This window comes from Pseudomonas sp. Irchel s3h17 (assembly GCF_900187505.1).
Lineage (GTDB): Bacteria > Pseudomonadota > Gammaproteobacteria > Pseudomonadales > Pseudomonadaceae > Aquipseudomonas.
In genome coordinates this window covers 119,278-144,559 of the sequence record NZ_FYDL01000007.1, presented here as the reverse complement: position 1 = coordinate 144,559, position 25,282 = coordinate 119,278, and the positions used below count along the sequence as shown (strand labels likewise).

The 25,282-nt window shown below is 57.9% G+C and carries 27 protein-coding genes; 9 read left to right on the top strand and 18 right to left on the bottom strand.

Translation table 11 applies throughout. The features are described 5' to 3' along the window. Position 1: 1 nt before the first annotated feature. From pheT to thrS, 6 genes are all read right to left on the bottom strand, one after another. Positions 2 to 2,380, bottom strand: a complete 2,379-nt coding sequence (pheT, locus tag CKW25_RS11940) for a phenylalanine--tRNA ligase subunit beta (RefSeq protein ID WP_095079398.1) — start codon at positions 2,378 to 2,380, stop codon at positions 2 to 4. A 26-nt stretch (positions 2,381 to 2,406) separates the two neighbouring features. Then, a complete protein-coding gene (pheS, locus tag CKW25_RS11935) occupies positions 2,407 to 3,423 on the bottom strand; it encodes a phenylalanine--tRNA ligase subunit alpha (RefSeq protein WP_095079396.1) in 1,017 nt (338 codons plus the stop codon). A gap of 109 nt (positions 3,424 to 3,532) precedes the next feature. Beyond that, a complete protein-coding gene (gene rplT / locus CKW25_RS11930; RefSeq protein ID WP_003174975.1) occupies positions 3,533 to 3,889 on the bottom strand; it encodes a 50S ribosomal protein L20 in 357 nt (118 codons plus the stop codon). A 29-nt stretch (positions 3,890 to 3,918) separates the two neighbouring features. Continuing rightward, the gene (rpmI, locus tag CKW25_RS11925; RefSeq protein WP_003442181.1) at positions 3,919 to 4,113 is read right to left on the bottom strand and encodes a 50S ribosomal protein L35; all 195 of its coding nucleotides are present in this window, start codon (positions 4,111 to 4,113) and stop codon (positions 3,919 to 3,921) included. 60 nt (positions 4,114 to 4,173) lie between these two features. After that, positions 4,174 to 4,725: a translation initiation factor IF-3 gene (gene infC / locus CKW25_RS11920; RefSeq protein ID WP_172668659.1), complete on the bottom strand. Its 552-nt coding sequence runs from the start codon at positions 4,723 to 4,725 to the stop codon at positions 4,174 to 4,176. Then, positions 4,725 to 6,647: a threonine--tRNA ligase gene (gene thrS / locus CKW25_RS11915; protein ID WP_095079394.1), complete on the bottom strand. Its 1,923-nt coding sequence runs from the start codon at positions 6,645 to 6,647 to the stop codon at positions 4,725 to 4,727. Before thrS ends, infC begins: the two co-directional genes overlap by 1 nt. 385 nt (positions 6,648 to 7,032) lie before the next feature. On the opposite strand from thrS, the gene CKW25_RS11905 reads away from it, so the two are divergent. Together CKW25_RS11905 and CKW25_RS11900 are read left to right on the top strand one after the other, a co-directional pair. Next, complete coding sequence (locus CKW25_RS11905) at positions 7,033 to 7,329, top strand: hypothetical protein (protein ID WP_095079390.1); 297 nt, start codon at positions 7,033 to 7,035, stop codon at positions 7,327 to 7,329. Between the two features lie 296 nt (positions 7,330 to 7,625). Beyond that, positions 7,626 to 7,838: a cold-shock protein gene (locus tag CKW25_RS11900; RefSeq protein WP_003179963.1), complete on the top strand. Its 213-nt coding sequence runs from the start codon at positions 7,626 to 7,628 to the stop codon at positions 7,836 to 7,838. A 72-nt stretch (positions 7,839 to 7,910) separates the two neighbouring features. On the opposite strand, the gene CKW25_RS11895 is transcribed toward CKW25_RS11900, so the two are convergent. Then, positions 7,911 to 8,225 carry an I78 family peptidase inhibitor gene (locus CKW25_RS11895; RefSeq protein ID WP_095079388.1) on the bottom strand — a complete coding sequence of 105 codons (315 nt, stop codon included), beginning with the start codon at positions 8,223 to 8,225 and terminating at the stop codon, positions 7,911 to 7,913. 168 nt (positions 8,226 to 8,393) lie between these two features. Beyond that, on the bottom strand, positions 8,394 to 8,699 hold the full coding sequence (locus tag CKW25_RS11890; RefSeq protein WP_095079386.1) for a hypothetical protein: 306 nt from the start codon (positions 8,697 to 8,699) through the stop codon (positions 8,394 to 8,396). 130 nt (positions 8,700 to 8,829) lie between these two features. Between CKW25_RS11890 and CKW25_RS11885 the strand changes: the two genes are divergently transcribed. Further along, complete coding sequence (locus tag CKW25_RS11885) at positions 8,830 to 9,042, top strand: hypothetical protein (protein WP_095079384.1); 213 nt, start codon at positions 8,830 to 8,832, stop codon at positions 9,040 to 9,042. 33 nt (positions 9,043 to 9,075) lie between these two features. Here the strand turns inward: CKW25_RS11885 and CKW25_RS11880 are convergent, their stop codons facing one another. From CKW25_RS11880 to CKW25_RS11850, 7 genes are read right to left on the bottom strand one after another with little or no spacing between them, the layout of a single operon-like run. Then, positions 9,076 to 10,104, bottom strand: a complete 1,029-nt coding sequence (locus tag CKW25_RS11880; protein WP_095079382.1) for a nucleoside hydrolase — start codon at positions 10,102 to 10,104, stop codon at positions 9,076 to 9,078. A gap of 40 nt (positions 10,105 to 10,144) precedes the next feature. Continuing rightward, the gene (rbsD, locus tag CKW25_RS11875) at positions 10,145 to 10,549 is read right to left on the bottom strand and encodes a D-ribose pyranase (protein WP_095079380.1); all 405 of its coding nucleotides are present in this window, start codon (positions 10,547 to 10,549) and stop codon (positions 10,145 to 10,147) included. Further along, the gene (rbsK, locus tag CKW25_RS11870; RefSeq protein ID WP_095079378.1) at positions 10,546 to 11,463 is read right to left on the bottom strand and encodes a ribokinase; all 918 of its coding nucleotides are present in this window, start codon (positions 11,461 to 11,463) and stop codon (positions 10,546 to 10,548) included. Before rbsK ends, rbsD begins: the two co-directional genes overlap by 4 nt. A gap of 23 nt (positions 11,464 to 11,486) precedes the next feature. Further along, positions 11,487 to 12,506: a LacI family DNA-binding transcriptional regulator gene (locus CKW25_RS11865; RefSeq protein ID WP_095079376.1), complete on the bottom strand. Its 1,020-nt coding sequence runs from the start codon at positions 12,504 to 12,506 to the stop codon at positions 11,487 to 11,489. 3 nt (positions 12,507 to 12,509) lie between these two features. After that, positions 12,510 to 13,487, bottom strand: a complete 978-nt coding sequence (locus CKW25_RS11860) for an ABC transporter permease (protein ID WP_095079374.1) — start codon at positions 13,485 to 13,487, stop codon at positions 12,510 to 12,512. Continuing rightward, positions 13,484 to 15,037 carry a sugar ABC transporter ATP-binding protein gene (locus CKW25_RS11855; RefSeq protein WP_095079371.1) on the bottom strand — a complete coding sequence of 518 codons (1,554 nt, stop codon included), beginning with the start codon at positions 15,035 to 15,037 and terminating at the stop codon, positions 13,484 to 13,486. Before CKW25_RS11855 ends, CKW25_RS11860 begins: the two co-directional genes overlap by 4 nt. A 57-nt stretch (positions 15,038 to 15,094) precedes the next feature. Next, positions 15,095 to 16,051 (bottom strand): sugar ABC transporter substrate-binding protein, encoded by a 957-nt coding sequence (locus CKW25_RS11850; RefSeq protein ID WP_095079369.1) that lies wholly within the window; start codon positions 16,049 to 16,051, stop codon positions 15,095 to 15,097. A 679-nt stretch (positions 16,052 to 16,730) separates the two neighbouring features. Between CKW25_RS11850 and CKW25_RS11845 the strand changes: the two genes are divergently transcribed. The 3 genes from CKW25_RS11845 (at position 16,731) to CKW25_RS11835 (ending at position 18,996) form a co-directional block, all read left to right on the top strand. Further along, on the top strand, positions 16,731 to 17,819 hold the full coding sequence (locus tag CKW25_RS11845) for an asparaginase (RefSeq protein WP_095079367.1): 1,089 nt from the start codon (positions 16,731 to 16,733) through the stop codon (positions 17,817 to 17,819). 180 nt (positions 17,820 to 17,999) lie between these two features. Then, on the top strand, positions 18,000 to 18,302 hold the full coding sequence (locus tag CKW25_RS11840) for a DUF1654 domain-containing protein (RefSeq protein WP_095079366.1): 303 nt from the start codon (positions 18,000 to 18,002) through the stop codon (positions 18,300 to 18,302). A 4-nt stretch (positions 18,303 to 18,306) separates the two neighbouring features. Beyond that, on the top strand, positions 18,307 to 18,996 hold the full coding sequence (locus CKW25_RS11835) for an endonuclease (RefSeq protein WP_095079364.1): 690 nt from the start codon (positions 18,307 to 18,309) through the stop codon (positions 18,994 to 18,996). 103 nt (positions 18,997 to 19,099) lie between these two features. Here CKW25_RS11835 and CKW25_RS11830 read toward each other — a convergent pair whose 3' ends face one another. Further along, entirely contained in the window at positions 19,100 to 19,465 is a 366-nt protein-coding gene (locus CKW25_RS11830; protein ID WP_095079635.1) for a penicillin-binding protein activator LpoB, read from the bottom strand. 249 nt (positions 19,466 to 19,714) lie between these two features. On the opposite strand from CKW25_RS11830, the gene csrA reads away from it, so the two are divergent. Next, positions 19,715 to 19,909, top strand: a complete 195-nt coding sequence (gene csrA / locus CKW25_RS11825; RefSeq protein WP_007938114.1) for a carbon storage regulator CsrA — start codon at positions 19,715 to 19,717, stop codon at positions 19,907 to 19,909. An 81-nt stretch (positions 19,910 to 19,990) separates the two neighbouring features. Here the strand turns inward: csrA and CKW25_RS11820 are convergent, their stop codons facing one another. Next, positions 19,991 to 20,446 carry a DUF2214 family protein gene (locus CKW25_RS11820; RefSeq protein ID WP_095079362.1) on the bottom strand — a complete coding sequence of 152 codons (456 nt, stop codon included), beginning with the start codon at positions 20,444 to 20,446 and terminating at the stop codon, positions 19,991 to 19,993. A gap of 945 nt (positions 20,447 to 21,391) precedes the next feature. On the opposite strand from CKW25_RS11820, the gene CKW25_RS11815 reads away from it, so the two are divergent. Both CKW25_RS11815 and CKW25_RS11810 read left to right on the top strand, forming a co-directional pair. Then, entirely contained in the window at positions 21,392 to 21,952 is a 561-nt protein-coding gene (locus CKW25_RS11815; RefSeq protein WP_095079360.1) for a YSC84-related protein, read from the top strand. 114 nt (positions 21,953 to 22,066) lie between these two features. Next, complete coding sequence (locus CKW25_RS11810; RefSeq protein ID WP_218192552.1) at positions 22,067 to 23,725, top strand: DUF6602 domain-containing protein; 1,659 nt, start codon at positions 22,067 to 22,069, stop codon at positions 23,723 to 23,725. Positions 23,726 to 23,926: 201 nt separating this feature from the next. Here CKW25_RS11810 and CKW25_RS11805 read toward each other — a convergent pair whose 3' ends face one another. After that, complete coding sequence (locus CKW25_RS11805) at positions 23,927 to 25,249, bottom strand: cytosine permease (protein WP_095079357.1); 1,323 nt, start codon at positions 25,247 to 25,249, stop codon at positions 23,927 to 23,929. Between the last annotated feature and the right edge of the window lie 33 nt (positions 25,250 to 25,282).

Here is a 25,282-nt window from a genome sequence, read left to right as displayed (position 1 = left end):
GTCACTTCCTTAACGTGGCGTTCAACCTTTGTTCGAGCGAGGTGAGGATGTTTTGCGTCGCGGTATTCACCTCATCGTCATTAAGAGTGCGCGATGGATGCTGCCAGGTCAAGCCAACTGCAAGGCTTTTTCTATCAGGATCAATGCCTTTACCCTGATAAACGTCAAAGAGCCTGAGGTCTGTCAGCCATTCGCCTGCATTTTCACGGATTACGTCCATGACAGCACTGGCTGCAACACCCGCATCGGCCAGCAATGCCAGGTCACGACGCACTTCAGGAAAGCGCGATAACTCGTGGAATTTAGGCATTTTGCCCAAGGCCACTTCGCTCAAAACCAGCTCGAAGACGAAGACCGGACGGTCGAGACCGAGGGTTTTCGACAACTCAGGGTGAAGCGCGCCGACAAAACCGACTTCGCGGCCATCGCGCTCGATGCGCGCGGTTTGACCCGGGTGCAACGCCGGGTGCTTGCCCGGAGTGAACGTGAATGAATCCAGCGCACCGGCAAAGCCCAGCACCGCTTCCACGTCAGCCTTGACGTCGAAGAAATCGACGACATCACGACCCTGTGCCCAACCTTCCGGCAGACGGCTGCCACATACCACGCCGGCAAGCATCGGCTCTTGCTTCAAGCCTTCCAGCTGACCGACGAAGCGCAGGCCGCTTTCGAACAGGCGCACGCGATCCTGTTGACGGTTCAAGTTGTGCTGCAGTGCCTTGACCAGTCCTGGCCACAGGGACGAACGCATCGCCGCCATGTCGTTGGAGATCGGGTTGGCCAGCAGCAGCGGTTCAACACCCGGATTGAACAGTTCGAACTGTTTCGGGTCGATGAAGCTGTACGTGATCGCTTCCTGGTAACCACGCGCCACCAGCAGGCGACGCAGCTCAGGCAGATCGCTGCGCGCTTCAGCCTTGGCTTGCGGCGCCAGGCGGGCTTGCGGGTAGCGAACCGGTAGACGGTTGTAACCGTGCAGGCGGGCCAGTTCTTCGATCAGGTCGACTTCCAGGCTGATATCGAAGCGATGGCTTGGCACTTCGACGCGCCACTGCCCTGCCCCATCGGCAGAAATCTTCAGGCCCAACGCGCTGAGCAGACGCTCGACTTCGGCCGAATCCATTTCCATGCCCAGCATCTGGGTAATGCGCTGGGCACGCAGGGTGACCGGCGCCACGGACGGCAGGTGTTGCTCGCTGACGGCCTCGATGATCGGACCGGCTTCGCCACCGGTGATTTCCAGCAGCAGGCCAGTGGCGCGCTCCATGGCTTCACGGGCCAGTTGCCAATCCACGCCCCGCTCGTAGCGGTGCGAGGCATCAGTGTGCAGGCCGTAGGAACGTGCCTTGCCTGCCACTGCGATCTGGTCGAAGAACGCGCTTTCCAGGAACACATCGCGAGTGGTTGCAGACACGCCGCTGTGCTCGCCACCCATGACACCGGCGATCGCCAGGGCACGGGTATGGTCAGCGATGACCAGGGTATCGGCACGCAGGCTGACTTCCTGGCCATCGAGCAGTACCAGCTTCTCGCCCTCTTCGGCCATGCGCACGCGGATGCCACCGTTGATCTCGGCAAGATCGAAGGCGTGCAGCGGTTGACCCAGCTCCAGCATCACGTAGTTGGTGATGTCGACGGCAGCATCGATGCTGCGCACGTCGGCGCGACGCAGGCGCTCGACCATCCACAGCGGGGTAGGCCTGGACAGGTCGACGTTACGGATAACGCGCCCCAGGTAACGCGGGCAAGCCGCCGGGGCCAGCACTTCAACCGGACGCACTTCATCGTGCATGGCTGGAACACTAGCGACTACCGGACGAGTGACTTCGGCGGCATACAGCGCGCCGACTTCACGGGCCAGGCCGGCCAGGGACAGGCAGTCGCCGCGGTTCGGGGTCAGGTCGACCTCGATGCTGGCGTCTTCCAGGTCCAGGTAGACACGGAAATCCTCGCCCACCGGCGCATCGGCCGGCAGCTCCATCAGGCCATCGTTGCCCTCACCAACCTGCAGCTCGGATTGCGAGCACAGCATGCCGTTGGACTCGACGCCCCGCAGCTTGGCTTTCTTGATCTTGAAGTCACCTGGCAGTTCGGCACCGATCATGGCGAACGGGATCTTCAGGCCCGGACGCACGTTTGGCGCACCGCACACGACCTGGAAGGTTTCCGAACCGCTGCTGACCTGGCAAACGCGCAGTTTGTCGGCATCCGGGTGCTGCTCGGTGCTCAGCACCTCGCCCACCACCACGCCACTGAAAACACCGGCGGCCGGCGTCACGCTATCGACCTCAAGACCGGCCATCGACAGACGAGCAACCAGCTCGTCGCGACTTACCTGCGGGCTTACCCAGCCGCGCAGCCATTGTTCACTGAATTTCATCCTGCTCTCCTAAGAATTCGTTACGACTAGCGAAATTGCGCGAGGAACCGCAAGTCGTTGTCGAAGAACAGACGCAAGTCGTTCACGCCGTAACGCAGCATGGCCAGACGCTCGACGCCCATGCCGAAGGCAAAGCCGGAGAACTCTTCCGGATCGATGCCGGACATGCGCAGCACGTTCGGATGCACCATGCCGCAGCCCATGACTTCCAGCCAGCCGGTCTGCTTGCAGACACGGCAGCCTTTACCGCTGCACATCACGCATTCCATGTCGACTTCAGCGGACGGCTCGGTGAACGGGAAGTACGAAGGGCGGAAACGCACGGCCAGTTCTTTTTCAAAGAACACCCGCAGGAACTCTTCGATGGTGCCTTTCAGGTCGGCGAAATTGATATCGCGATCGACCAGCAGGCCTTCGACCTGGTGGAACATCGGCGAGTGAGTGATATCGGAGTCGCTACGGTACACACGGCCTGGGCAGACGATGCGGATCGGCGGCTGTTTCGACTCCATGGTGCGGACCTGTACCGGCGAGGTATGGGTGCGCAGCAACATATTGGCATTGAAATAGAAGGTGTCATGCATCGACCGGGCCGGGTGATGGCCTGGGATGTTGAGTGCTTCGAAGTTGTGGTAGTCGTCTTCGACCTCAGGGCCTTCGGCAATGCAGTAGCCGATGTGGGTGAAGAACTGTTCAATACGTTCCAGAGTGCGAGTAACCGGATGCAGACCACCGGAGGTCTGGCCACGGCCAGGCAGGGTCACGTCAATGGACTCGGCGGACAGTTTGGCGGCCAGGTCGGCCGCTTCAAACAGTGCCTTGCGGGCATTGAGAACCTCTGTGACACGCTCCTTGGCTACGTTGATCAGGGCGCCGACTTGCGGACGCTCTTCTGCCGGCAAATTCCCCAGGGTCTTCATCACCTGAGTCAATTCGCCCTTTTTGCCAAGGTAGTGAACCCGGATTTGCTCCAGGGCATTGATATCTTCAGCGCTTTGCACAGCCTCTAGTGCTTGAGAGACGAGCGCATCCAGGTTTTCCATGTACAGACTCCAGATACAAAATAGGGGAAGAGCTTGAAGGCTCTTCCCCTATTTATGACGTTTACCACCTTGGGCTACAGGAGTAACCCAGGGTGACTGTCGGGGGTACTTAAGCCAAGGTGGCTTTAGCTTTCTCGACAATCGCAGCAAACACCGCTTTTTCGTTCACGGCCAGTTCAGCCAGAACCTTACGGTCGATTTCGATGGACGCTTTTTTCAGGCCAGCGATGAAACGGCTGTAGGACAGACCGTTAACACGAGCACCAGCGTTGATACGAGCGATCCACAGAGCGCGGAACTGACGTTTTTTCTGACGACGGTCACGGTAGGCGTATTGGCCTGCCTTGATTACCGCTTGCTTGGCAACACGGAATACGCGTGAACGCGCGCCGTAGTAGCCTTTAGCGAGTTTCAGAATTTTTTTGTGACGTTTACGGGCAATGACGCCACGCTTTACACGAGCCATGAGTTACTTCCTCTATTCTTAACCAAAAATTAGCAAAGGCGCAGCATGCGCTTGACTTTTGCCACGTCAGACGGATGCAGCAAGCTGCTACCGCGCAGTTGACGCTTACGCTTAGTCGACATTTTGGTCAGGATGTGGCTCTTGAAAGCGTGCTTGTGCTTGATACCGTTAGCAGTTTTCAGAAACCGCTTAGCAGCACCACTTTTAGTCTTCATCTTTGGCATGTTCGGATACTCCGCATTCAGTTGATAAACATAATCAGAAGGCCTGCCGTGCCCTGTTGATTACTTCTTCTTTTTCGGGGCGATGACCATGATCAGCTGGCGTCCTTCCATCTTAGGATGCTGTTCGACCGAACCGTACTCGAGCAAGTCACCTTCAACCCGCTTGAGGAGTTCCATCCCCAGCTCCTGGTGGGCCATCTCACGGCCGCGGAATCGCAAGGATACCTTGGCCCTGTCCCCATCACTCAGGAAACGTACCAGGTTGCGCAGTTTTACCTGGTAATCCCCTTCCTCCGTCCCTGGACGAAACTTGATTTCTTTAACCTGAATCTGCTTCTGGTTTTTCTTGGCCGCGGCAACCTGCTTCTTCTTCTCGAAGATCGATTTGCCGTAGTCCATCAGCTTGCAAACAGGGGGTACTGCATCGGCGGAAATCTCCACCAAATCGAGCTTGGCTTCTTCAGCCTTAAGAAGCGCGTCTTCAATTGACACAATCCCAAGCTGTTCACCTTCAGCCCCAATTAACCGAACCTCGCGTGCCGAGATATTCTCGTTGATCGGGGCTTTCGGTGCAGCTCGTTTATCTTGTCTCATTTCACGCTTAATAATAATTACTCCGAATCTGGGCGACCACGCCGGGAAACCGCTTGCGCGAGAAACTCAGCGAACTGGGCGACGGGCATCGAGCCCAGGTCAGCACCTTCACGAGTACGCACAGCGACAGTCTGCATCTCGACTTCCCGATCTCCAATAACCAAGAGATAGGGAACCTTGAGCAAAGTATGCTCGCGGATTTTAAAGCCGATCTTTTCATTTCTCAAGTCAGACTTGGCACGAAAACCGCCTTGATTGAGAGTTTTTTCAACTTCAGCGGCAAAATCTGCCTGTTTATCAGTGATATTCATGATCACTGCCTGGGTCGGAGCCAGCCACGCAGGGAACGCGCCCTCGTAATGCTCGATCAGAATCCCGACGAAACGTTCGAAGGAACCCAGGATCGCCCGGTGCAACATGACCGGGTGCTTGCGGCTGTTGTCTTCGGAGACGTATTCGGCTCCCAGACGGATAGGCAGGTTAAAATCGAGCTGCAAGGTACCACATTGCCAGACACGGCCAAGGCAATCTTTTAGCGAGAACTCGATTTTCGGACCGTAGAAAGCGCCCTCGCCCGGCTGCAGATCGTACGGCAGGCCCGCACTGTCTAGGGCCGCGGCCAATGCAGTTTCTGCGCGATCCCACAATTCATCGGAACCGACGCGTTTTTCCGGACGAGTGGACAGCTTCATCTCGATGTCTTTGAAGCCGAAGTCGGCATAGACATCCATGGTCAGCTTGATGAAGGCAGCAGATTCGGCCTGCATCTGCTCTTCGGTGCAGAAGATGTGGGCATCGTCCTGGGTGAAGGCACGCACGCGCATGATGCCGTGCAACGCGCCCGACGGCTCGTTACGGTGGCACGCACCGAACTCGGCCAGACGCATTGGCAGCTCGCGGTAGCTTTTCAGGCCCTGGTTGAACACCTGCACGTGGCAAGGGCAGTTCATTGGCTTGATCGCGTAGTCGCGGCTTTCCGACTCGGTGGTAAACATGTTCTCGGCGTAGTTGGCCCAGTGCCCGGATTTCTCCCACAGGCTACGGTCAACCACTTGCGGCGTCTTGATCTCGAGGTAGCCGTTTTCACGCTGAACCTTGCGCATGTACTGCTCGAGTACCTGGTACAGGGTCCAGCCGTTCGGGTGCCAGAACACCATGCCCGGCGCTTCTTCCTGGGTGTGGAACAGGCCAAGGCGCTTGCCGATCTTGCGATGGTCGCGCTTTTCGGCTTCTTCAATACGCTGGATGTAAGCGGCCAGTTGCTTCTTGTCCGCCCAGGCGGTGCCGTAAACGCGCTGCAATTGCTCGTTCTTGGCATCACCGCGCCAGTAGGCGCCGGACAGCTTGGTCAGCTTGAAGGACTTCAGGAAGCGGGTGTTCGGCACGTGCGGACCGCGGCACATGTCGACATATTCTTCGTGAAAGTACAGGCCCATGGCCTGTTCGTTCGGCATGTCCTCGACCAGGCGCAGCTTGTAGTCTTCGCCACGCTGGGTGAACACGTCGATCACTTCGGCGCGCGGAGTGACTTTCTTGATGACGTCGTAATCTTTCTCGATCAGCAGGTGCATGCGCTGTTCGATGGCCGCCAGGTCGTCCGGAGTGAAAGGACGCTCGTAGGCGATATCGTAATAGAAGCCTTCATCGATGACCGGACCGATCACCATTTTCGCCGTCGGGTACAGCTGCTTGACCGCATGGCCAATCAGGTGCGCGCAAGAGTGGCGAATGATCTCCAGCCCCTCTTCGTCTTTGGGCGTGATGATTTGCAGGGTGGCATCGCTGTCGATGACATCGCAGGCGTCAACCAGCTGGCCATTGACCTTGCCGGCCAGGGTGGCCTTGGCCAGGCCTGCACCAATGGATGCGGCGACCTCGGCTACGGAAACCGGATGATCGAACGAACGTTGACTGCCGTCGGGAAGAGTAATGGTGGGCATGGCGCCTCCTCTCCTAGTGGTGACCCCTACCAAAGGTCACGTGGGTTGGGATGAGCAGCCAGTACGCGATTCAGCCCAGGCCATTCAATGATGAACGCCTGCCTTACAGCGGCAGGAGCCTTGCGGCCAACCGGAAACCGAACCAGAGTGACTGGAGATCAAATCAGGGTTATTCGGGTATCGACCGCGAGCGGAGAACGGATCATCCGGCGCCTGAAAATACCCGAGCACGGGATGCTAGCACAGATGAACGGTCATGGCTGCGCGGTCGTCGCGCAAAGCACCGATTCAGAGGGCGCGCCGCAGAAAAATGAACTTGGCATGTACGCCGGGCCTCAAATAGGCTGAGAATCGCGTCACTTATCGACCTCGAGGAGTTCCTGCCATGCGCCTTACCCGCCTTTTCGCCCTTGCCGCCCCACTGGTCATGTTGCTTCCGCTCAGTGCACAGGCAGCCTGGCCTGCCGGAACGCGCGACGCCTTCATGAAGGATTGCACCCCTGCCGCCGCCCAGACCATCGGCGAGGCAAACGCCAAGAAGCATTGCGCCTGCGGTGCAGACCAGCTCAACGAAAAACTCACGACCGAAGAAATCGGCCAATTGATGAGTAAGCAGACCCCGCCATCACCCCAGCTCGTCGCCAAGGCGCAGGCTGCCATTGCCGTCTGCAAGGCTAAATAACACCGGCTTCGACAGGGTGCCTTGACGCTCAGGACGGTCAAAAAAAGGCCAGGAAACGGCCAAAACCAACAAATTACACAGCTTTTACAGCTTTTTTTATCGCTTTTATTTTTGCCTCAACCCCCCGTAAACAGGGGGTTTCAGCGGTTTTCAGGGCAAAATAACATGCGCCTGGTTGGCAAACAGCGTTGCTGGGGGGGTTCCAAGTCGAACATTTCGACTATGATATCCCGGTGTGCCCAGTTGGCCTGAGCAGCACAGTACTACTGAAAATATATGTTTCTTGGAGATACACCATGTCTAATCGCCAAACCGGCACCGTCAAATGGTTCAACGATGAAAAAGGCTTCGGCTTCATCACTCCTCAAGGTGGCGGTGACGACCTGTTCGTACACTTCAAAGCTATCGAAAGCGACGGTTTCAAAAGCCTGAAAGAAGGCCAGACCGTTTCCTTCGTGGCTGAGAAAGGCCAAAAGGGTATGCAAGCTGCACAGGTTCGCCCAGAGTAATTTCTCGGCGCACTAAAAAAACCCCGTCCATGTGACGGGGTTTTTTATGGGCGCTGTAAAAGCCTGAAGCGGTCAGCCGCAATTGACCCGGGTAATCACCAGGTTGGCATCGGTGTTCAGGTTCAAACGGTCGGAGCGGTACTCCAGGGTCATCATGTCGTGAGGCTTGAGGATCCGGGCATTCTGCGAGCCAGAGCGCGTACGGGCCTCTTCCAGCAATTGCGGCGAAGCCTTCTTGCCCAAGGCAAATTCGGCAGCCTTGGCATCACAGCGACCACTGCCCGCCTGGGCCACCGCGGGGTCTTTTGCCTTCTCGGAGGTGGTGCTGCAACCGCTCAACATGACGGCGGCCAGCAATGTACCCAATGACACGAGCTTCCAAGGCATGACGCCTCCTTTTTTCAAAAAATTTAAACTGAATGCCTGCGACAACCGTTCGGGGGCTTGGTTCATGGTCGCGGCCACTACCTGGCCCTCATACGCGCCAAACGTGCAAGTTTGCCTGAGCCTTGCACACCTGTTCAGCCCACAATCGTGACTGAATATGAACAGGGCTCAGTAGATGTCGATGTAGTCAAAAGGAGGATTGGGCCAGTTCTGCTTCAAGGCGCTGAAGATCTGCATCACCCACACCGCATCACTGGCGGCGACCGCGCCGACGTAGCCCGAGCCCTTGGCCCAGGTTTCCAGCCGGAACAGCAGCCCGTCGATATCCGTTCCGCCCACGGCGCCCGACGAAATGTAGGCAATACCCGAGCGCGTAACCCTCAACTGGGTGTGCTGTTCATCGCTGGCAGACGCCAATAGCTGGCGCACGGCCTCCAGCGTCAAGCCGTCCGGGGTACTCAAATCAATCTGCACAGCCTGTTCCTCGACATCGGTAGATGTCCAAGTGTCGCATAGCTGCACATTCATGCCTAAGTCGCAGTGCCAAACGTCGCGCAAAATGCTTAACTCAACCCACTGACCCTCCCGACTTCGCGAGATTCCCATGAGTACCGTGCACATCGACGCCGACATCAAGGCCAGCTGGCCTGAAGGCCACTGCTCCTACAGCCCGGGCAGTCCGGAAGAACTGGCGATCATTGGTATCGACCTGCTGGTCAAGGAACTGGGGACCCAGGCCGCGCAACGCTTCATCGAACAGATACTCGACAAGCACCCCGCCGACCACAAGGGTGTCACGCACACTGGACAGGCGTAAAAACCCCGCAGGCTGGCACCTGCGGGGCCAGGCTCACTTGAGACGAGCCAGGCGCTCGGTCAGCAGGTCAAAGAAGCCTTGGGCATCGCCGCTTTCGACCCAGAACGCATTCTTCGGCGCCTTCAGGCCGTCATGCCAGTCAACGATGGTCTGGCCGAAGGTTGGCCCTTCACGGCTGTCGACCACCACGTTGACTGCCCGACCGCTGAACAGCTGAGGCTTGAGCAGGTAGGCAATGACCGTCGCGTCGTGCACTGGGCCACCAGGCATACCGTAGTGCTCCATGTCGCCCTTGACGTACTCGTTGAGAATGTCGCCCACCAGCTTGCTGGCATGATTGTTCAGTGCCGCGATCTGCTTGAGCCGGGCATCGCTGGTGAGGATCTTGTGGGTCACGTCCAGCGGCAGATAGGTCAGCTTCACACCGCTCTTGAGCACCACTTCAGCCGCCTGCGGGTCGGCAAACAGGTTGAACTCGGCCACCGGCGTGATATTGCCGCCGTTGAAGTGCGCACCGCCCATGATCACCACCTCCTTGATGCCCTGGGTGATGTCCGGCGCCTGGATCAGCGCCAATGCCAGGTTGGTCTGCGGCCCCAGCATGGCGATGGTGATGCTGTGAGGCCTGGCCGCTCGCAAGGTGTCAATCAGGTAGTTGACGGCATTGCCTTCGGCAAGTCCGGCCTTGGGCTCATGCACCGTGACACCGGACAAGCCCTCCTTGCCATGAATATCCTCGGCATAGATCGGCGCGCGCATCAGCGGCTTCGGCGCACCGGCATAGACCGGCACGTCTTCGCGCCCAGCCCACTCACGGGCCAGCCGCGCATTGCGCGAGGTCTTGTCCAGACGCACGTTACCGGCCACGGTGGTCAACGCGCGAACGCTCAAGGTCTCCGGCGAAGCCAGTGCAAACAGCAACGCCACCACGTCGTCGGCACCAGGGTCGGTATCGATGATCAAGTCGATTTTTTGCGCCGCATGGGCGCCTGTAGCGGTGAGCAGGGACAAAAGCAGCAGGCTCCGGATCAGGTGAGGCAGTCGTTGAGCATAGCGGTGCATAGTGCACTCCTTGTGCGTGGATAGATCCTTTTTGGGCGGGCTAGAACGTCACCCCGGCAATCAGCACGATGTTGCAGTACGGCTGGCATTCACCCGTACGCACTATCGCGCGCGCCTGTCGAGTCAGGTGCTTGAACGCGTCATGGCTGAGTAACTGTCGAGTGCCCAGCACGGCAGTGGCGGTCAACTCGTCGAGGGCTTGCAGCGCAGGCGGCCGCTTGAGCAGGATCTCGTCGGCCAGCACGTGGCTTTCCACCTGCATTTCACTCAACACGACACGCAAGGTGCTGACGAAATCCGGAATGCCCCGGGTCAGGGCCAGGTCGATGAGTTCTACACCGGGGGGCACCGGCAAGCCCGCATCGCCGATCACGAGCATGTCGCCATGCCCCAGCGACGCGATCAGCCGCGACAGCGCCACGTTGAGCAGAGGTGTCTTCTTCATGATGCAGTAAAGGCCTGTACATCGGACAAGGCAGGGATCGAAGGCTGCGCACCCGATCGCGTCACCGACAGGGCGGCGGCGGCCTGACCGAAACGAATGGCATCCGCTTCACTTTCGCCGCTCGCCAGCGCCGCGGCGAAACCACCGACAAAGGTGTCGCCAGCCGCCGTGGTATCGACGGCCTTGACCCTGGGCGCCGGAAAATGCTCGAAGCCTTGTCCGTTGGCGAACACTGCCCCCTGGGCCCCCAAGGTAATGATGACCTTCCCCGCACCCGCGGCGATCAGTTGGCCGGCAGCCCTTTCGGCGCTCTCCAGGGAGTCCACCGGCAAGCCGCTCAGTGCCGAGGCTTCGCTTTCGTTGGGAATCAGGTAGTCGATGCAGGAAAACCAGTCAGCCGGCAACGGGCCGCTGGCCGGCGCCGGATTGAGGATGACCGTCTTGCCCAGCTCACGCCCGCGCTTGAGGATATATCCGACCGTGTGCATCGGTATTTCCAGCTGACAGACGATCACGTCCGCAGCCGCCAGCACGCTGTCGTAGCCGGCAAGCACACCGGGGGTCAGCAGACCGTTGGCACCGGCGACAATCACAATGGCGTTCTGGCCATTGTCATCGACCACAATCAGCGCCACGCCACTGGAACCTTCGACCGAGGTCAGCGCCTGGCAATCGATCTGTTCAGCTCGCAGTGCGGCGCGCAACTGCCCCCCGTAGGCATCTTCGCCGACGCAACCGATCATCGAGACCTGCGCACCAAGCCTGGCCGATGCAACGGCCTGGTTGGCCCCCTTGCCTCCCGGCACGGTGGCGAACGACTCGCCAATCAGTGTCTCACCGCCCCGCGGCAACCTCGGGGCACGGGTCACCAGGTCCATGTTCAGACTGCCTACGACTACTACGCTTGCTGGCATACATCAGTACTCATCAATTCGCTTCAACGGTATTGGTCGAATACGCCGGACAACGGCGCAGTCGATTCGCGCATGACAATGCTGGGCGTCACGATCCGCTGATCGGTCGCCCGTTCCGGGGTCGCGATCCGTCGCAACAGCACTTCTGCCGCCATTTCACCCAGCTGCAGGATTGACTGGCCCACGGTAGTCAGCGCCGGGTAGACATAACGACTCATCTGGATATCGTCAAAACCGATGACCGAGAGCTCGCTGGGTACCCGGATATTGCGCTCGGCCGCCGCGCGCAGCACGCCGATGCCCATCATGTCGTTGCCGGCAAAGATCGCGCTGGGCGGATTGTTCGCCAGTAGCAGCGCGGCCGCGTTGTAACCACCGGTGCTGGTGAAATCGCTTTCGAGCATTCGCTCGGGCAAGACCTCGATGCCCGCCTCTTGCAACGCCCGGCAGAAACCGGCCTGGCGCATCCGGGCCACACTGGTATGCGCCGGGCCGCCAATGCTGGCGATGTCGCGATGACCCAGCTCCAGCAAATGCCGGGTCGCCAGGTAAGCGCCGTATTCATGGTCGATGCGCACCAGGTCCGCATTGACCCCTTCCAGGCCCCGGTCGACGATCACCATCGGCGTGCGCACCCCCGCCAACCCTTGGGCCAGGCTGCTATCTCCCCCCGCCGAAGCCACGATCAACCCGTCGATGCGTTTCTCCAGCAGCACGCGCAAGTAACTGCGCTGCTTGTCCGGGTTGTCATCGGAATTGCAGAGGATCACGCAATAGCCGTTGCGCTCGCAGTAATCCTCGATGCCCCGGGCCAGTTCCGCGAAATACGGGTTGAGACTGTTAGGCACCAACAGGCCGATGGTCGCGGTATTTTTCGCTTTCAGCGAACGGGCGACCGCGCTCGGCACGTAGTCGAGCTGCTCGATGGCGGCCTCGACTTTCACCCTGACCTCTTCACTGACCGGTCGCGTCTTGTTCACCACATGGGACACCGTGGTGTAGGAAATACCCGCGAGCGCTGCCACATCTTTAATCGTTGCCATGGCTCAGCTCCGTCGACTTGCGCGGCGGCTGCGGTAGGTGTCCAGCACCACCGCGACCACGATGACCGCACCGGTGATGATGCGCTTGGTGGGCTCTGTTGCACCGATCTGCGCCAGCCCCGCGGCCAGTACGGAGATGATCAGGACACCGAAGAAGGTGCTGATCACTGAACCGCGACCGCCCATCAGGCTGGTGCCGCCGATCACCACCGCCGCGATGACTTGCAGCTCCAGGCCGGAACCGGCATTCGGGTCCGCCGCTTCCAGGCGTGAGATCTGGAACAGCGCAGCGACACCGGCCAGCAGGCCCATCAGGCTGAACACCAGAATCTTGTAGGGCTTGGGATTGATGCCCGCCAATCGCACGGCTTCTTCGTTGGTGCCGATCCCGATCAGGTAACGACCAAATACGGTGCGGGTCAACACCGCCTGGGCGATGAAGATGATCAGCAGCGCAATCATGAACGAGGGCGAAATGCCAAAGGCGATCGGGTTGGACAGCCAGGCGAAGGCATCGCCGATGTAGGCCGTGCGCGAGCCAGTCATCTGGTAGGCCACACCACGGGCCATTTCCAGCACCCCCAGCGAAACGATGAACGAAGGAATACGCCAGGCCACGGTGATCGAGCCGGTAAGGGTCCCGGCCAATGCCGCCGCCGCCATGCCCAGCAGCGCTGCCGGAAGGACGCTCCAGCCCCAGCCGAGAATCGCCACGCTGACGGTCGATGCCGCCAGGGCCAGCACCGAACCCACCGACAGGTCGATGCCGCCGATGATCAGGATGAAGGTCATGCCGACTGCCAGCACCATCAGGTCCGGGATCTGGTTGGCCAGGGTGCTGAAGGTGTCGTAGGAAAGAAAATGGCTGCTCAGGACCGAGAACAGCGCAATCATCGCCAGCAGGGCACCGGCCAGCCCCAGGTAAGTACCGAGGCCGTAAAAGTTGGCGCTGCGGTTGCCAGCGGACAATGCAGTTGTCATGGGAAATTCCTTGGCGCTGCTTCATTGAGCAACGCATCACGTTGTTGATAGCCGGCAAACGCAGCGGCAAGCAAGTCATCCTGGGTCCAGCTGTCGCGCTCGAAGGTGTCGATCAGACGCCCGTCGGACAGCACACCAATGCGGTCGCAAATCAGCATCAGCTCGCGCAGGTCACTGGAAACCACCACCAGCGCCTTGCCCTGGCGCGTCAGCGCTGCGAGCAATGCGTAAATATCGAACTTGGCGCCCACATCGATACCGCGAGTCGGCTCGTCGAACAACAGCACCGAACACTCGCGCTCAAGCCAGCGACCGATCACGACCTTCTGCTGGTTGCCGCCCGACAACTCGCTGACCAACTGCCCGGGGCTGGAGCTGCGAATGCGCATGGCGTCGATCTGACGCTGGGCCAGCGCCGCCTCGTCACCCGCATTGACGATACCGCCCCTGGAAATGCCCGGCATGTTGCCCAGGGCAATGTTGGCGCTGATCGACTGAGTCAACAGCAGCCCCTCGCCTTTACGATCCTCGGTAATCAGCGCGATCCCATGGCCAACCGCATCGGCAGGCGAGCGAATGCTCACGACCCGCGCCGGCGAACCCAGCGCCACCGTGCCACTGTCCGCCGCATCCGCGCCGAAAATCAGCCGTAGCAGCTCCGTGCGCCCGGCCCCGATCAAGCCGGAAATCCCGAAGATCTCACCGCTGCGCACCTCGAACGACACATCGCGGACCTTGCCTGAACGGCTCAGGCCTTTGACCGTCAAGGCCGGCGCACCCATCGTCCGCGGCCCCAGGTCAATGTGCTCACCCAGCTCACGCCCCACCATCAGGTTGACCAGTTGCTCACTGTTGTAATCCGCCATGGGCTCGACGCAGACCAGGTTACCGTCACGCAACACCGCAATGCGCTGGGCCACCCTCGCCAGCTCTTCCAGGCGATGGGAAATGTAGATGATCGCCACGCCGCGAGCCTGCAGGCGGATGATTTGTTCAAACAGCATCTCGACTTCACGGGCGGTCAGCATCGCCGTCGGCTCGTCGAGAATCAGCACATGGCAATCGCCGATCAGGTTGCGGGCAATCTCGACCATTTGTTGATGGCCAATCCCCAGCTCGCCCACCAGCGTGTCCGGATCGATCCCGTCGAGACCGACATGGGCCATGGCTTCAATCGCGGCCTTGCGCAATTGCTTGCGATTGATCCATCCCGCTTTACCGGGCAGATTGTCGAGAAACAGGTTTTCCGCGACCGACAAGGTCGGCAGCAGATTGAGTTCCTGCATGACCATGCGAATACCCAGCTGTTCCGCCTGGGCCCGACTGGCGGGACGGTAATCGCGCCCCTGGAACTGCATCTGGCCGGTGGTTGGCTCGACCAACCCACCGATGATTTTCGACAGTGTGCTTTTACCGGCACCGTTCTCACCGGTCAGCGCCAGCACTTCGCCGCGCATCAGCGACAGATCAATGCCGGTCAACACCGGCTGCGCATACGTCTTGCCGATACCGCTGACCGAAAGGACTGCGCTCGGGGCACTTGCTGACATAAGTAACGCTCCATGGGCTCGCCCGGACGGGCGAGCGCCTTTGTACTGTCAGAATGATTACTGGGTGACCAGCTCAACCGGCGTTTCGATAACACCGTGGGTACCGCTGTCGACTTGTTCGCCCTTGAGTATTTTCAGTGCGGTCTCGATACCAAACACCGCCTGCCTGGCCGCGAACTGGTCGGCGGTGGCGAGCACACGGCCATCCTTGAGCATCGGCTTGATGGCATTGATGTTGTCGTAGCCGACCACTTGCACCTTGCCTGCCTTGCCCGCCGCACGCACCGCCGACACGGCGCCGACGGCCATGCTGTCGTTACCCGCCAGCAGCGCCTTGAGTTGCGGGTATTCACTGAGCATCGAGGAGGCAACCTGGTTGCCTTTGTTGATTTCCCAATCGCCGGATTGCAGCGACACCACCTTGATCTGCGCGGCCTCCATCGCATCCTTGAAGCCTGCGGTGCGGGCCTGGGCATTGGTGGTGGTGGAAACACCCTCGATGATACCGACTTCGTCGCCAGCCTTCAGCTGCCTGGCCAGGTATTCACCTACCAGGCGCGCGCCCTTGCGGTTGTCAGGGCCAACGAAGGGCACGCTGATGTTTTTGCTTTTGAGCACATCCGGATCGAGCTGGTTATCGATGTTGATGACGGTGATACCGGCATCGACGGCCTTCTTGATGACCGGCACCATCGCTTTCGAATCAGCGGGAGCAATCACCAACGCATTGACCCTGGAAACAATCATCTGCTCGACAATGCGAATCTGGTTGGCGGTGTCGGTTTCGTCCTTGATGCCGTTGGAGACCAGGTCGAAATCGGCGGGGTGTTCTTTCTGGTAAGCCTTGGCGCCATCTTCCATGGTCAGGAAGAATTCGTTGGCCAGGGATTTCATGACCAGTGCGACCTTGGGTTTTTCAGGGGTTTGGGCGAAAGCCGAAGAAAGGGGCAATGCGGTGGAGGCGGCAGCCAGCATAGCGACAGCGAGAAGACGTCCAGCGAATGGCAGCTTCATGGGTTCACTCCGATCTTATGATTATTGTGAGCAACGCTTGCAGTGCGTACGCGTGAAACCCGTTCACCCGCGCCTCATCAGGCGATGAACGAGGGGGTGCCAGCCCATTTAACACGAGCGTTGGCAGGCCGCGCAAACGTTTGCGTAAACCGGACTATGAGAACCCTGCGGGTATTTGTCAACGACTGACTGGACCTGCCGTGAGCCCGCCCACGGGTTACAGGGGCGGCGCACGCGGGCACGATACCTCAACGAAGACGGCCTCACTGACGCGCACCGTTCGCCGAATCAGGCGGTGGTGTTGACCTGCGAACCTACGCTCGAACCCGCCATGAAAAGCGCCTTGAAAATAGTCCTTCAAGTGACATCGGCCGGCATCGGGTTTTCTTTACCCCCTGATGCCCGGCACAAACGCAAGATAAGTCGACACGCACTGTAGGAATTTTCGGTCATCCGAACGCGTAGGCGCCGCATAGTCGGGATCCCGGACGCCGACCTTCTCCACACTCTCCAAAAAACTAAATTAATTCTATATAAATCAATAAGTTAAAAGATATTTCATATTCAGCGACGAATGGTACAGATCCTGCTCTTACAGACGGCCCCCGGCATTCAGATCGGCCTGGGGGCGTATCTGGATGAACCTGCAGACGCACCGTCATCACCAAGAGAGAAAATAATGAAATCTGCCTTCAACACCTTTGTTCCGGGCGCTTTGGCCCTCCTGCTGCTCCTGCCGACCGCACTGCAAGCAAAAGAAGTGGAAAACAAACAAAAGCTGGCCAACGTGGTGATCCTCGCCACCGGCGGCACCATTGCCGGCGCTGGCGCCAGTGCTGCCAACAGCGCTACCTACCAGGCCGCCAAGGTCGGGATCGAACAGTTGATCGCCGGCGTCCCTGAACTGAGCCAACTGGCCAACGTTCGCGGCGAACAAGTGATGCAAATCGCCTCCGAGAGCATCACCAACGAAAACCTGCTGCAACTGGGTCGTCGCGTGGCCGAACTGGCCGACAGCAAAGACGTCGATGGCATCGTCATCACCCACGGCACCGACACCCTGGAAGAGACGGCCTACTTCCTGAACCTGGTGGAAAAAACCGACAAGCCAATCATCGTTGTCGGCTCGATGCGTCCGGGCACCGCCATGTCGGCCGACGGCATGCTCAACCTGTACAACGCCGTGGCTGTTGCCAGCAGCAAAGACGCTCGGGGCAAAGGCGTGCTGGTCACCATGAACGACGAGATTCAGTCGGGTCGTGACGTCAGCAAAACGGTCAATATCAAGACCGAAGCGTTCAAGAGCGCCTGGGGCCCGCTGGGCATGGTGGTCGAAGGCAAATCCTACTGGTTCCGCCAGCCGGCCAAGCGCCACACCATGGATTCGGAATTCGACATCAAAAACATCAAGAGCCTGCCTGCCGTCGAAATCGCCTACTCCTACGGCAACGTAAGCGATACCGCCTACAAGGCCCTGGCCCAGTCTGGCGCCAAAGCCATCATCCATGCCGGCACCGGCAATGGCTCCGTGTCGTCGCGCGTCGTTCCAACCCTGCAAGCCTTGCACAAGGATGGCGTGCAGATCATTCGCTCTTCCCACGTCAATGCCGGCGGTTTTGTCCTGCGCAACGCCGAACAGCCAGACGACAAGTACGACTGGGTCGTGGCTCATGACCTGAACCCGCAAAAAGCCCGCATCCTGGCCATGGTCGCCCTGACCAAGACCTCCGACAGCAAAGAGCTGCAACGGATGTTCTGGGAGTACTGAGTGATTGCGTCCGGCCTGATCCGGTCGGACGCCCACCCTCTTCACTCGCCCGCCCGGGCGAGTGATCCTGCCTCGCCTGCCCCCTCCTTCGTCATTTCGACAGAAAACCTGCACCCGACTTACACCAAATGGAAAAATTCGCTGTCAGAGGATCTTCTTGAATTTTAAGCAGTTGCGAAAATGCCTACAGTTAAATACTGTATACACGTACAGCTTAATAAGGACTATCCCGTGGCCACGACCTCCTCCGCAACAAGCAACCCTCTTGGCTCCTACGAACGACTCGGTTTGCGCGTTCAAAAAATCATCAATTCCCCGACCGCCCAAAAAGCCAAGGCCGCCCTGATCTTCCGCCTCCCCGACGAACCGGTCGAGGAATGGGAGCGCCTGCTCGAGGAGATCGCCGAGAACGACAACGTCACCCTCGCTTATCGCGACGATGGCGGCGTACAGATTTTCTGGGTCGTGCCGAAGGAAGACTGAGTCAATGAGTGTTCGTTGTTTTGCCTTGTTGTTGCTCTTCGTGGCGGCCGGCGCTCACGCGCAGGCGCCACGTACCTTTAACGAGGCCAAGAAGGTCGCCTGGAAGCTCTATGCCCCGCAATCCACGGAGTTCTACTGTGGCTGCAAGTACACGGGCAATCGGGTGGACCTGAAAGCCTGCGGCTACGTACCGCGCAAAAACGCCAGCCGCGCGGCACGCATAGAATGGGAGCACATTGTTCCAGCCTGGCATATCGGCCACCAGCGCCAGTGCTGGCAAGAGGGCGGGCGCAAGAACTGTACCCGCTACGACCCGGCCTACCAGCGTGCAGAGGCCGACCTGCACAACCTGGTTCCCAGCATTGGCGAGGTGAACGGGGACCGCAGCAACTTCAGCTTTGGCTGGCTACCCGTGCAGACCGGCCAGTACGGCTCGTGCCTGACGCAAGTCGATTTCAAGGCAAAGAAAGTCATGCCCCGCCCGTCCATTCGCGGCATGATCGCCCGCACCTACTTCTACATGAGCAAGCAGTATGGCTTGCGCCTGTCCAAACAGGACCGGCAACTGTACGAAGCCTGGAACAAGACCTACCCGGTGCAGGCCTGGGAGCAGCAACGCAACCAGACGGTGGCATGTGTCATGGGGCGCGCCAACGAGTTCGTCGGGCCTGTCGACATGAAGCAGTGTGGCTGACAACTCACCTGTCCGGCCCTGAAACAGGCGCAACGCCGTTTCAGGACCGGACACCGTCACCCCACGCCAAGACGGACGACAATCACCGCCCTTCAGGAAGGTTTCACTGAGCGATCGGGTGCTCGACGACCAGCGCCTCGATGTTCTGCTTCTTCGCCTTGATCAGGGCAGCCGTCACGTCAGCCTGCCGCGCCTCGGCTTCTGCCCTTGAATTGAAAGGCCCCACCAGCACACGCTGTTTGCCATCCTGCGTGACGACGCTGGAAACGAAGCTATGCTCGATCAACCAACCGGTGAGATCACTGACAGCTTGAACAGTCTGACCTTGAACCAGCACATCCCATTGCGGCGCAGCGGCCTCTGCCGGTGCAGAAATGAAGGGGGTCCGAGACTTTTTCGGCTCATCCGCGGCTTGCTGGCCACACCCGGCCAATGCCACTACCGCGATCATCCATATCATTTTGCCCACAGTTTTCCCCTCGGAATGCCAAAACGGAGATTTTATCACTCAAAAATGCCTCGCAACCCAAGCAAACAGGGGATAAAACAACGAGAATGATGGTTGCCGCCTCTGTATAGTCGCACCCCGGGAATTAATGCCGCGTCTGCACGTCAGAAAGAAGCACCCAAACCGCAACACTTCGCACTAATCTATAGGTATCACCGACATCCGCATCGTTTGAGTCAGGTGCCCTAACAAGCTATCAAGGAGAAGATCATGCTGATACTCACCCGTAAAGTCGGTGAAAGCATAAACATCGGTGACGACATTACGATCACCATACTGGGCGTTAGCGGCCAGCAGGTCAGAATTGGTATCAATGCCCCGAAAGACGTCGCGGTGCATCGAGAAGAAATCTACCAGCGCATCCAGGCCGGCCTGACAGCCCCGGACAAACCGCAGACGCCCTGAGCCGCAACTGCAATCAGTAGCCAGCCTGCTTTACCGCCATGGCTGGCTAAAGATTATGCGCCTCCCTCCAACCTGCCCCCGTCAGCCAAACGTCACTGCGCGAGCCATACCCGTCGCGGCCACGACCATCAGCACAATCAACAACGCCTCGATATGACTGATACGGGCAAACAGCCGCGTGCGCCCTGCATCGATCGGCCTGTTGCGGCCCAGTGCGATTCGCCATTTGATCAACGCCACCATGGGTGCGATCTCCAGCAGCAGAATCAGGATGAACAGCGTCAGCTTCAGGTGGAACAATGGCTGGTGCAGATAGTAATCCGTACCTTTCTCATAACCGCCAAAAGCACGCATCCCTCCTGTGATCAACAGAATGAGCGCTGAGAGCCCCCAGACATTATCGGCCAGCAATACATGTCGGGCACCGCCACCCTCCGGGGTGACTCGACGAAAAGCCGCTCCCCGCGCCAACACCACCCAGAGTGCAAGGCCATAGGCCAGAAGATGGACCGCCGCCAGAAACCAGTGAAGCCGCATCGATAAGCCCTCCATTCAGAGCAACAGGAATTTGCCCCGTCAGTAGTAGCCCACATCACCAGGATGCGCCTGCCCCTCCCCATCAAACAACGCAACCCAGTACGCTGGAACCCACCTGCCTGGACAGGCAAAAACCTGCAAGCCGGCTAGACTGATGCCTGTCATGCCAAAACCCGGACTCATTGTGAAACCCCTGAAGCCGAGCGCTTGCCGGACCTTGAAAGCAGCGTAGTATCAGGGACAGATAGAGCTACACCCCATTACAAAATCTCCAGTTTTATCAGAACAATAAAAACAACGCCTGAGGCGAGAGATTGAATGCACACTCTATTGATCACCTGTGCAGCGGCAGCCCTCATCATCCTTTGCGGATCAATGGCCGGCTGGTATCGACACCTGAAAAATGACGAGGCCGAACTGGAGTCGCCCCTCCCCCTCGACCCCAAAATTCGATCACGCCCCCAGATCGATTCACCCTCTGCGCTCCTGCCAGGCAAACACTGACCGAAGAGGCAGGCAGCATTGCTCGCTTGCCGTGCACACCTCATTGTCGCGGGCACACATCGGCATGCGAAGCCGGTTGCTACAGACGCGAATACACTCAAGGGTATTCAGCGTCGACTTGCGCGCCTGAGCGCAAGGGCCAGGCTTGATGTGAGCCCAGCCAACCGCAAAACACCAGACCCGACAAGAGCAAGGCCGCATGCGTTATCTAGCTGCTATCGGCCAATAGCAGGCTCTGAAGACGAACCCTGCCCTTGCACAGTGGTCACAACAAATGATGGCATCGCAACTGATCAGTGGCCTTGGGCCTCCTTCATTCAAGAGCGACGCTTGCAATCCACACATCTAGGGTGCGCCGGATAATTTCAGTAGGTTCGGTTCCTGCCTGACGCAGGCGCTGACTGCTGCTCCCATCCAATGCTCCCTTATCGGAGTACGGAAATGACTCAATCAATGCGGTTCTTCCTATCGATCTTCCTCGCGACAGTATCATTGGCATCGGCGAGCCTCCTGAACAATGCAGGCGCGGCCACCGCCGAGGATCTGAACGCCGAGTCTCGGCAAGCGTTGCAAACTCTCTACAAGGCCACTCCATTTGCCGAAACCATCTCGCAAAAGGCCAAAGCTGTGCTTGTCTTCCCGAAAATCATCAAGGCAGGCCTGGTATTCGGCGGTAGCTATGGCGAAGGCGCATTATTGAGGGGTACGAAAGTAGAGGGTTATTACAACTCCGTCAGCGCGTCATGGGGGCTCCAGGCGGGCGCCCAGTCGTATGGCTATGTGGTTTTTCTGATGACCGATACGGCTGTGAAATATGTAGCTGAAACCAAGGGTTGGGAAATCGGCGTAGGACCAACGGTTGTTGTAGTTGATGAAGGGATTGCGAAGAATCTGTCCAGCTCGACGCTGAAAGACGACGCGTACGCGTTCATCTTCGACCAGCAAGGGTTAATGGCTGGTGTCAGCATCGAAGGAACGAAGATTTCCCTGATCGAACGCTAAAGCCGGTCGTTTGGCTGGGCATCGGGCGAGTGATGGCGACCCATGCCAGCGCAGGTTTGGTTGCCCATTCAGATTAGGTAGCCACTCCGTCCTCGCGCACAGACGCACCAGTACATGAAAAGTACTCTTGGCCGGAGCACGTCCAACACACGCCACGACGATCTCTGTTTTGGTCGATTTTTGCCCGTCGCGACAGGCAGCAATCGGCCAAAAGTGGACGATCACGGAAACTTGCTTTCGCCCAACAGCACCTGGTCAAGTGTCTACGAAATCAGGGTTGATTCATTAGGGCTCACGGATGAAAGTTTCGAGAAATTTTCTTCTGACTCGACGATTTGTCTCTCTGAAGTTGATAAAATCCAACGAATCTGTATTTTTCAACTTAAGGAAGTAGGTAATATGCCAGAGAGCCCAGGAAAGAGAAAGCGGCTAACTGCCGCAGAGAAACAAGACCGAGCTGATTTTGCCAGTAGGGAGGCGCGGACTAAAGAGTGGTTCTCAAGCCAAGCCTTGCGAGCGAATAAGCTTCGCTCTAAGGATAAAGAGTTTCATGGTTTAGAGCGAGAGTTCATAAACTTGCAAAGCAAAATGCTGCGCGATTATGAAATATCAAAAGACATCAAGCACCCAAGGGACGTTGGTACAGTTAGGGAAGTATTGCTCAGAGCTTTCTTTCTAGAAAACAAGCTTTTGCCTCGGCGTTATGCCGTATCAAATACGAGCGTTCGCGTTGCGTCAACTAGCGGGCACTTGAGTAACGAAATCGATATACTTTTCTACAATACCTTCGACTCTTTTACGCTCATGCAGCGGCAAGACGTCTACGAGGTTTTACCTGTAGAATATTGCTATGGAGCTGTTCAGGTTAAGTCAAGACTCTCCAAAAAAGAATTAAAGAGTGCCATTGACAATATTGCCTCATTCAAGCGGTTACGGAGGCTGAATGCCAGTCCAAATCTTGTAAGGCTAGAAGATAAAGTCCAAGATGAAGGGTTTGGAATTATATTTGCCTATGACACTGATATGGACTGGTCTGATCTAGTATCAGAGCTTAGACTTCACGCACAAAACTATGATAAGAACGTGCTACCTAACGCAGTGTTCATTCTTTCCAAGGGATACTTCCTGTTCGGGGATGAGAATTTCGCTAGCACTTATAATTCTGATATAAAGGGATTTGATAAAATACAGATATATGGATACCCGGATCGGCAAGGGTGTTGTCTGTATCAGCTTTATGACATTACTTTCGGCTTGCTTCGTAGAACTCGGACGCAAGAAGCATTTCCACATCAGTACTTTAGGCTGCCCTTAACAGCTGGCGACTACTCGTATCAGTATAATTTTGGTAGTTTTGCAGAGTTTGGGCAATGCGATGAGCATGGGGACTTTGCAAGAATCTATACCCCTGAGAAACTAGAGAAATTAATTACCTGGTGTCAGACTGCCGAACCGATTAACTGGATCAAAGCCACAGATTTAGCGTATGGCAAGCTGGGTGATAACATTGAGGCATATGAAAGGCAGCCGGGCGATGTCAGAATCTACAATCCTGAGGGTTTGGCGCTTAGCGACATTTTGGTCGCTGATAAGGAGCTAATGTTCGAAGGCAAGGAAATTATTACCAAAGCGCTTTCTTTCGATACAATAACAAGTTGCGGGTTGAATATTTTAATCCCTTACTACTACCAGATCACGCAAGATCTAGTTCAAGGGTGCTCCAAGTGTAAAAAGGGCGCAAAGGTTCGGATGGCATCGGTAGCCAAGGACTAACATATATCCGAGCTTTCGCGGTCGCTCCTAGTTTTCTGCGCACAGAGACCGTCCGCTTTGGGTTTTTTGTTGCCCGTCGCGACAGGCAGCAACCGGCCAAAGGCAGTCACTGCAAACCCATCAGCGAATTCGTAATGAGCTTCCCATTGCCCGCTCTACCTTGTTAGAGCAGGCGGGTACGGGATGAGTGACTGCAAAACTCTACTCTGCCAACCGTAACCGCAACCGGCTTCGATGGGATAAGCCTGCTTGCAAGGCAAATGCAACTATCACGGTAGATGGCGCGGAAAAGCTGCTCAGGCCGCCGCCGGAAAACATCAACGCAAGACCCAATGCGGTGGCGCCAAACCAGGCAGTCAAGCCCACCGGGTTAAACGCGACTACCCGTTCAAGCGCTGCCACGTCACTGCGTCCGTAGACAATCTGCGCCAACGCCACTCCCACCCAGGCCACCACGAAAATCCCCTGATAGGCCAACGCCTTGAGGATGTAGGCAAACACGTCCGCGAGCATCAAGCCGTAGACGATCACCCCCACCGCCACTGCCCACATCAGGTACGAACCGCGAAGGCCAAATCGACCAAAGAACGCCTGCATGTTCAGGGTCGCCAAGTAATAGTTGGCGGTGTTGATCCGGGTTTGCGTGGCCCAGACAAACAGCAATCCCCACAGGCCCATCAACTGCAAAATCGCCATCACCACCGAGACTTCGTTCAGCGCGCCTTCGTGGGGAATGCTGCTGACCAGGTAAATGCCCGCCGCGCCGTTGAGCAGAAACGTCACCGCGTAGAACGGCATGCCGAAGTTCCAGCGACCGTGGTACTCGGCGTCTTCAGGCTTGCCGAAACGCGCATAGTCGAAGGTGAACAGCATCAACACCCAGACGCCCATGTAGGCGACAAAACAATCCCACCAGCCGAATGCACTAGGCGTTGCCGGGCCGAAATCCAGCCATTGCGGCTGGTAGCCATAACGGCTGATCGATAGCCCCACCGCCACCAGCAAACCACCGAGGTACACTGGCAGCAACACGCCGTTGAGCTTGTCCAGCCAGTGCTGCACGCTGCCCAGGATCATCGGCACGCTGTAGAGCACCACCGCCAATGCCGCCAGCGGATAGACCAGTTCCGGGTACAGGTGATTGAGCGCGACGGCGATCACCGAACCTTCGAACACCGCGTAATAGATCGCGGTCGAGAAGAAAATCAACGTCGCCAGGCACGCCCCGGTGCTGCCGAATAACAGCCGTGAAAACAACGCCACCGACAAACCGCTGCGAATCGCAAAGCGGCTGAGCACGCTGTTGACCAGTCCATAACTGATCACCGACAGGACCATGCCGATCAGCGCATTGCGCGCACCGAACGACAATGCCAATGAAGCACCCACCACGATGTAAAACATCGCACTGCACACCGCCCACCAGGCCATGGTCAGGGACAGTCGACCCATGCGCGCTTCGGTGGGAACGGGATGATGCGCCGGGTCTTGCCCGGTTTGACTCGATTGCGATAAAGCAGCCATATGCGTGAACTCCAAAACCAGTCAAAGGTTGAA

Excerpts from the sequence above, each read along its gene's own strand:
- CKW25_RS11860 (WP_095079374.1), bottom strand. The coding sequence starts at position 13,487 with ATGACAACTGCATTGTCCGCTGGCAACCGCAGCGCCAACTTTTACGGC.
- rpmI (WP_003442181.1), bottom strand. The coding sequence starts at position 4,113 with ATGCCAAAGATGAAGACTAAAAGTGGTGCTGCTAAGCGGTTTCTGAAA.
- CKW25_RS11805 (WP_095079357.1), bottom strand. The coding sequence starts at position 25,249 with ATGGCTGCTTTATCGCAATCGAGTCAAACCGGGCAAGACCCGGCGCAT.
- CKW25_RS11895 (WP_095079388.1), bottom strand. The coding sequence starts at position 8,225 with ATGCCTTGGAAGCTCGTGTCATTGGGTACATTGCTGGCCGCCGTCATG.
- pheT (WP_095079398.1), bottom strand. The coding sequence starts at position 2,380 with ATGAAATTCAGTGAACAATGGCTGCGCGGCTGGGTAAGCCCGCAGGTA.
- CKW25_RS11900 (WP_003179963.1), top strand. The coding sequence starts at position 7,626 with ATGTCTAATCGCCAAACCGGCACCGTCAAATGGTTCAACGATGAAAAA.
- CKW25_RS11855 (WP_095079371.1), bottom strand. The coding sequence starts at position 15,037 with ATGTCAGCAAGTGCCCCGAGCGCAGTCCTTTCGGTCAGCGGTATCGGC.
- CKW25_RS11885 (WP_095079384.1), top strand. The coding sequence starts at position 8,830 with ATGAGTACCGTGCACATCGACGCCGACATCAAGGCCAGCTGGCCTGAA.
- CKW25_RS11905 (WP_095079390.1), top strand. The coding sequence starts at position 7,033 with ATGCGCCTTACCCGCCTTTTCGCCCTTGCCGCCCCACTGGTCATGTTG.
- CKW25_RS11845 (WP_095079367.1), top strand. The coding sequence starts at position 16,731 with ATGAAATCTGCCTTCAACACCTTTGTTCCGGGCGCTTTGGCCCTCCTG.
- pheS (WP_095079396.1), bottom strand. The coding sequence starts at position 3,423 with ATGGAAAACCTGGATGCGCTCGTCTCTCAAGCACTAGAGGCTGTGCAA.
- thrS (WP_095079394.1), bottom strand. The coding sequence starts at position 6,647 with ATGCCCACCATTACTCTTCCCGACGGCAGTCAACGTTCGTTCGATCAT.
- CKW25_RS11880 (WP_095079382.1), bottom strand. The coding sequence starts at position 10,104 with ATGCACCGCTATGCTCAACGACTGCCTCACCTGATCCGGAGCCTGCTG.
- rbsD (WP_095079380.1), bottom strand. The coding sequence starts at position 10,549 with ATGAAGAAGACACCTCTGCTCAACGTGGCGCTGTCGCGGCTGATCGCG.
- CKW25_RS11820 (WP_095079362.1), bottom strand. The coding sequence starts at position 20,446 with ATGCGGCTTCACTGGTTTCTGGCGGCGGTCCATCTTCTGGCCTATGGC.
- csrA (WP_007938114.1), top strand. The coding sequence starts at position 19,715 with ATGCTGATACTCACCCGTAAAGTCGGTGAAAGCATAAACATCGGTGAC.
- rbsK (WP_095079378.1), bottom strand. The coding sequence starts at position 11,463 with ATGCCAGCAAGCGTAGTAGTCGTAGGCAGTCTGAACATGGACCTGGTG.
- CKW25_RS11815 (WP_095079360.1), top strand. The coding sequence starts at position 21,392 with ATGACTCAATCAATGCGGTTCTTCCTATCGATCTTCCTCGCGACAGTA.
- CKW25_RS11865 (WP_095079376.1), bottom strand. The coding sequence starts at position 12,506 with ATGGCAACGATTAAAGATGTGGCAGCGCTCGCGGGTATTTCCTACACC.
- CKW25_RS11835 (WP_095079364.1), top strand. The coding sequence starts at position 18,307 with ATGAGTGTTCGTTGTTTTGCCTTGTTGTTGCTCTTCGTGGCGGCCGGC.
- CKW25_RS11850 (WP_095079369.1), bottom strand. The coding sequence starts at position 16,051 with ATGAAGCTGCCATTCGCTGGACGTCTTCTCGCTGTCGCTATGCTGGCT.
- CKW25_RS11810 (WP_218192552.1), top strand. The coding sequence starts at position 22,067 with ATGAAAAGTACTCTTGGCCGGAGCACGTCCAACACACGCCACGACGAT.
- rplT (WP_003174975.1), bottom strand. The coding sequence starts at position 3,889 with ATGGCTCGTGTAAAGCGTGGCGTCATTGCCCGTAAACGTCACAAAAAA.
- CKW25_RS11840 (WP_095079366.1), top strand. The coding sequence starts at position 18,000 with ATGCCTACAGTTAAATACTGTATACACGTACAGCTTAATAAGGACTAT.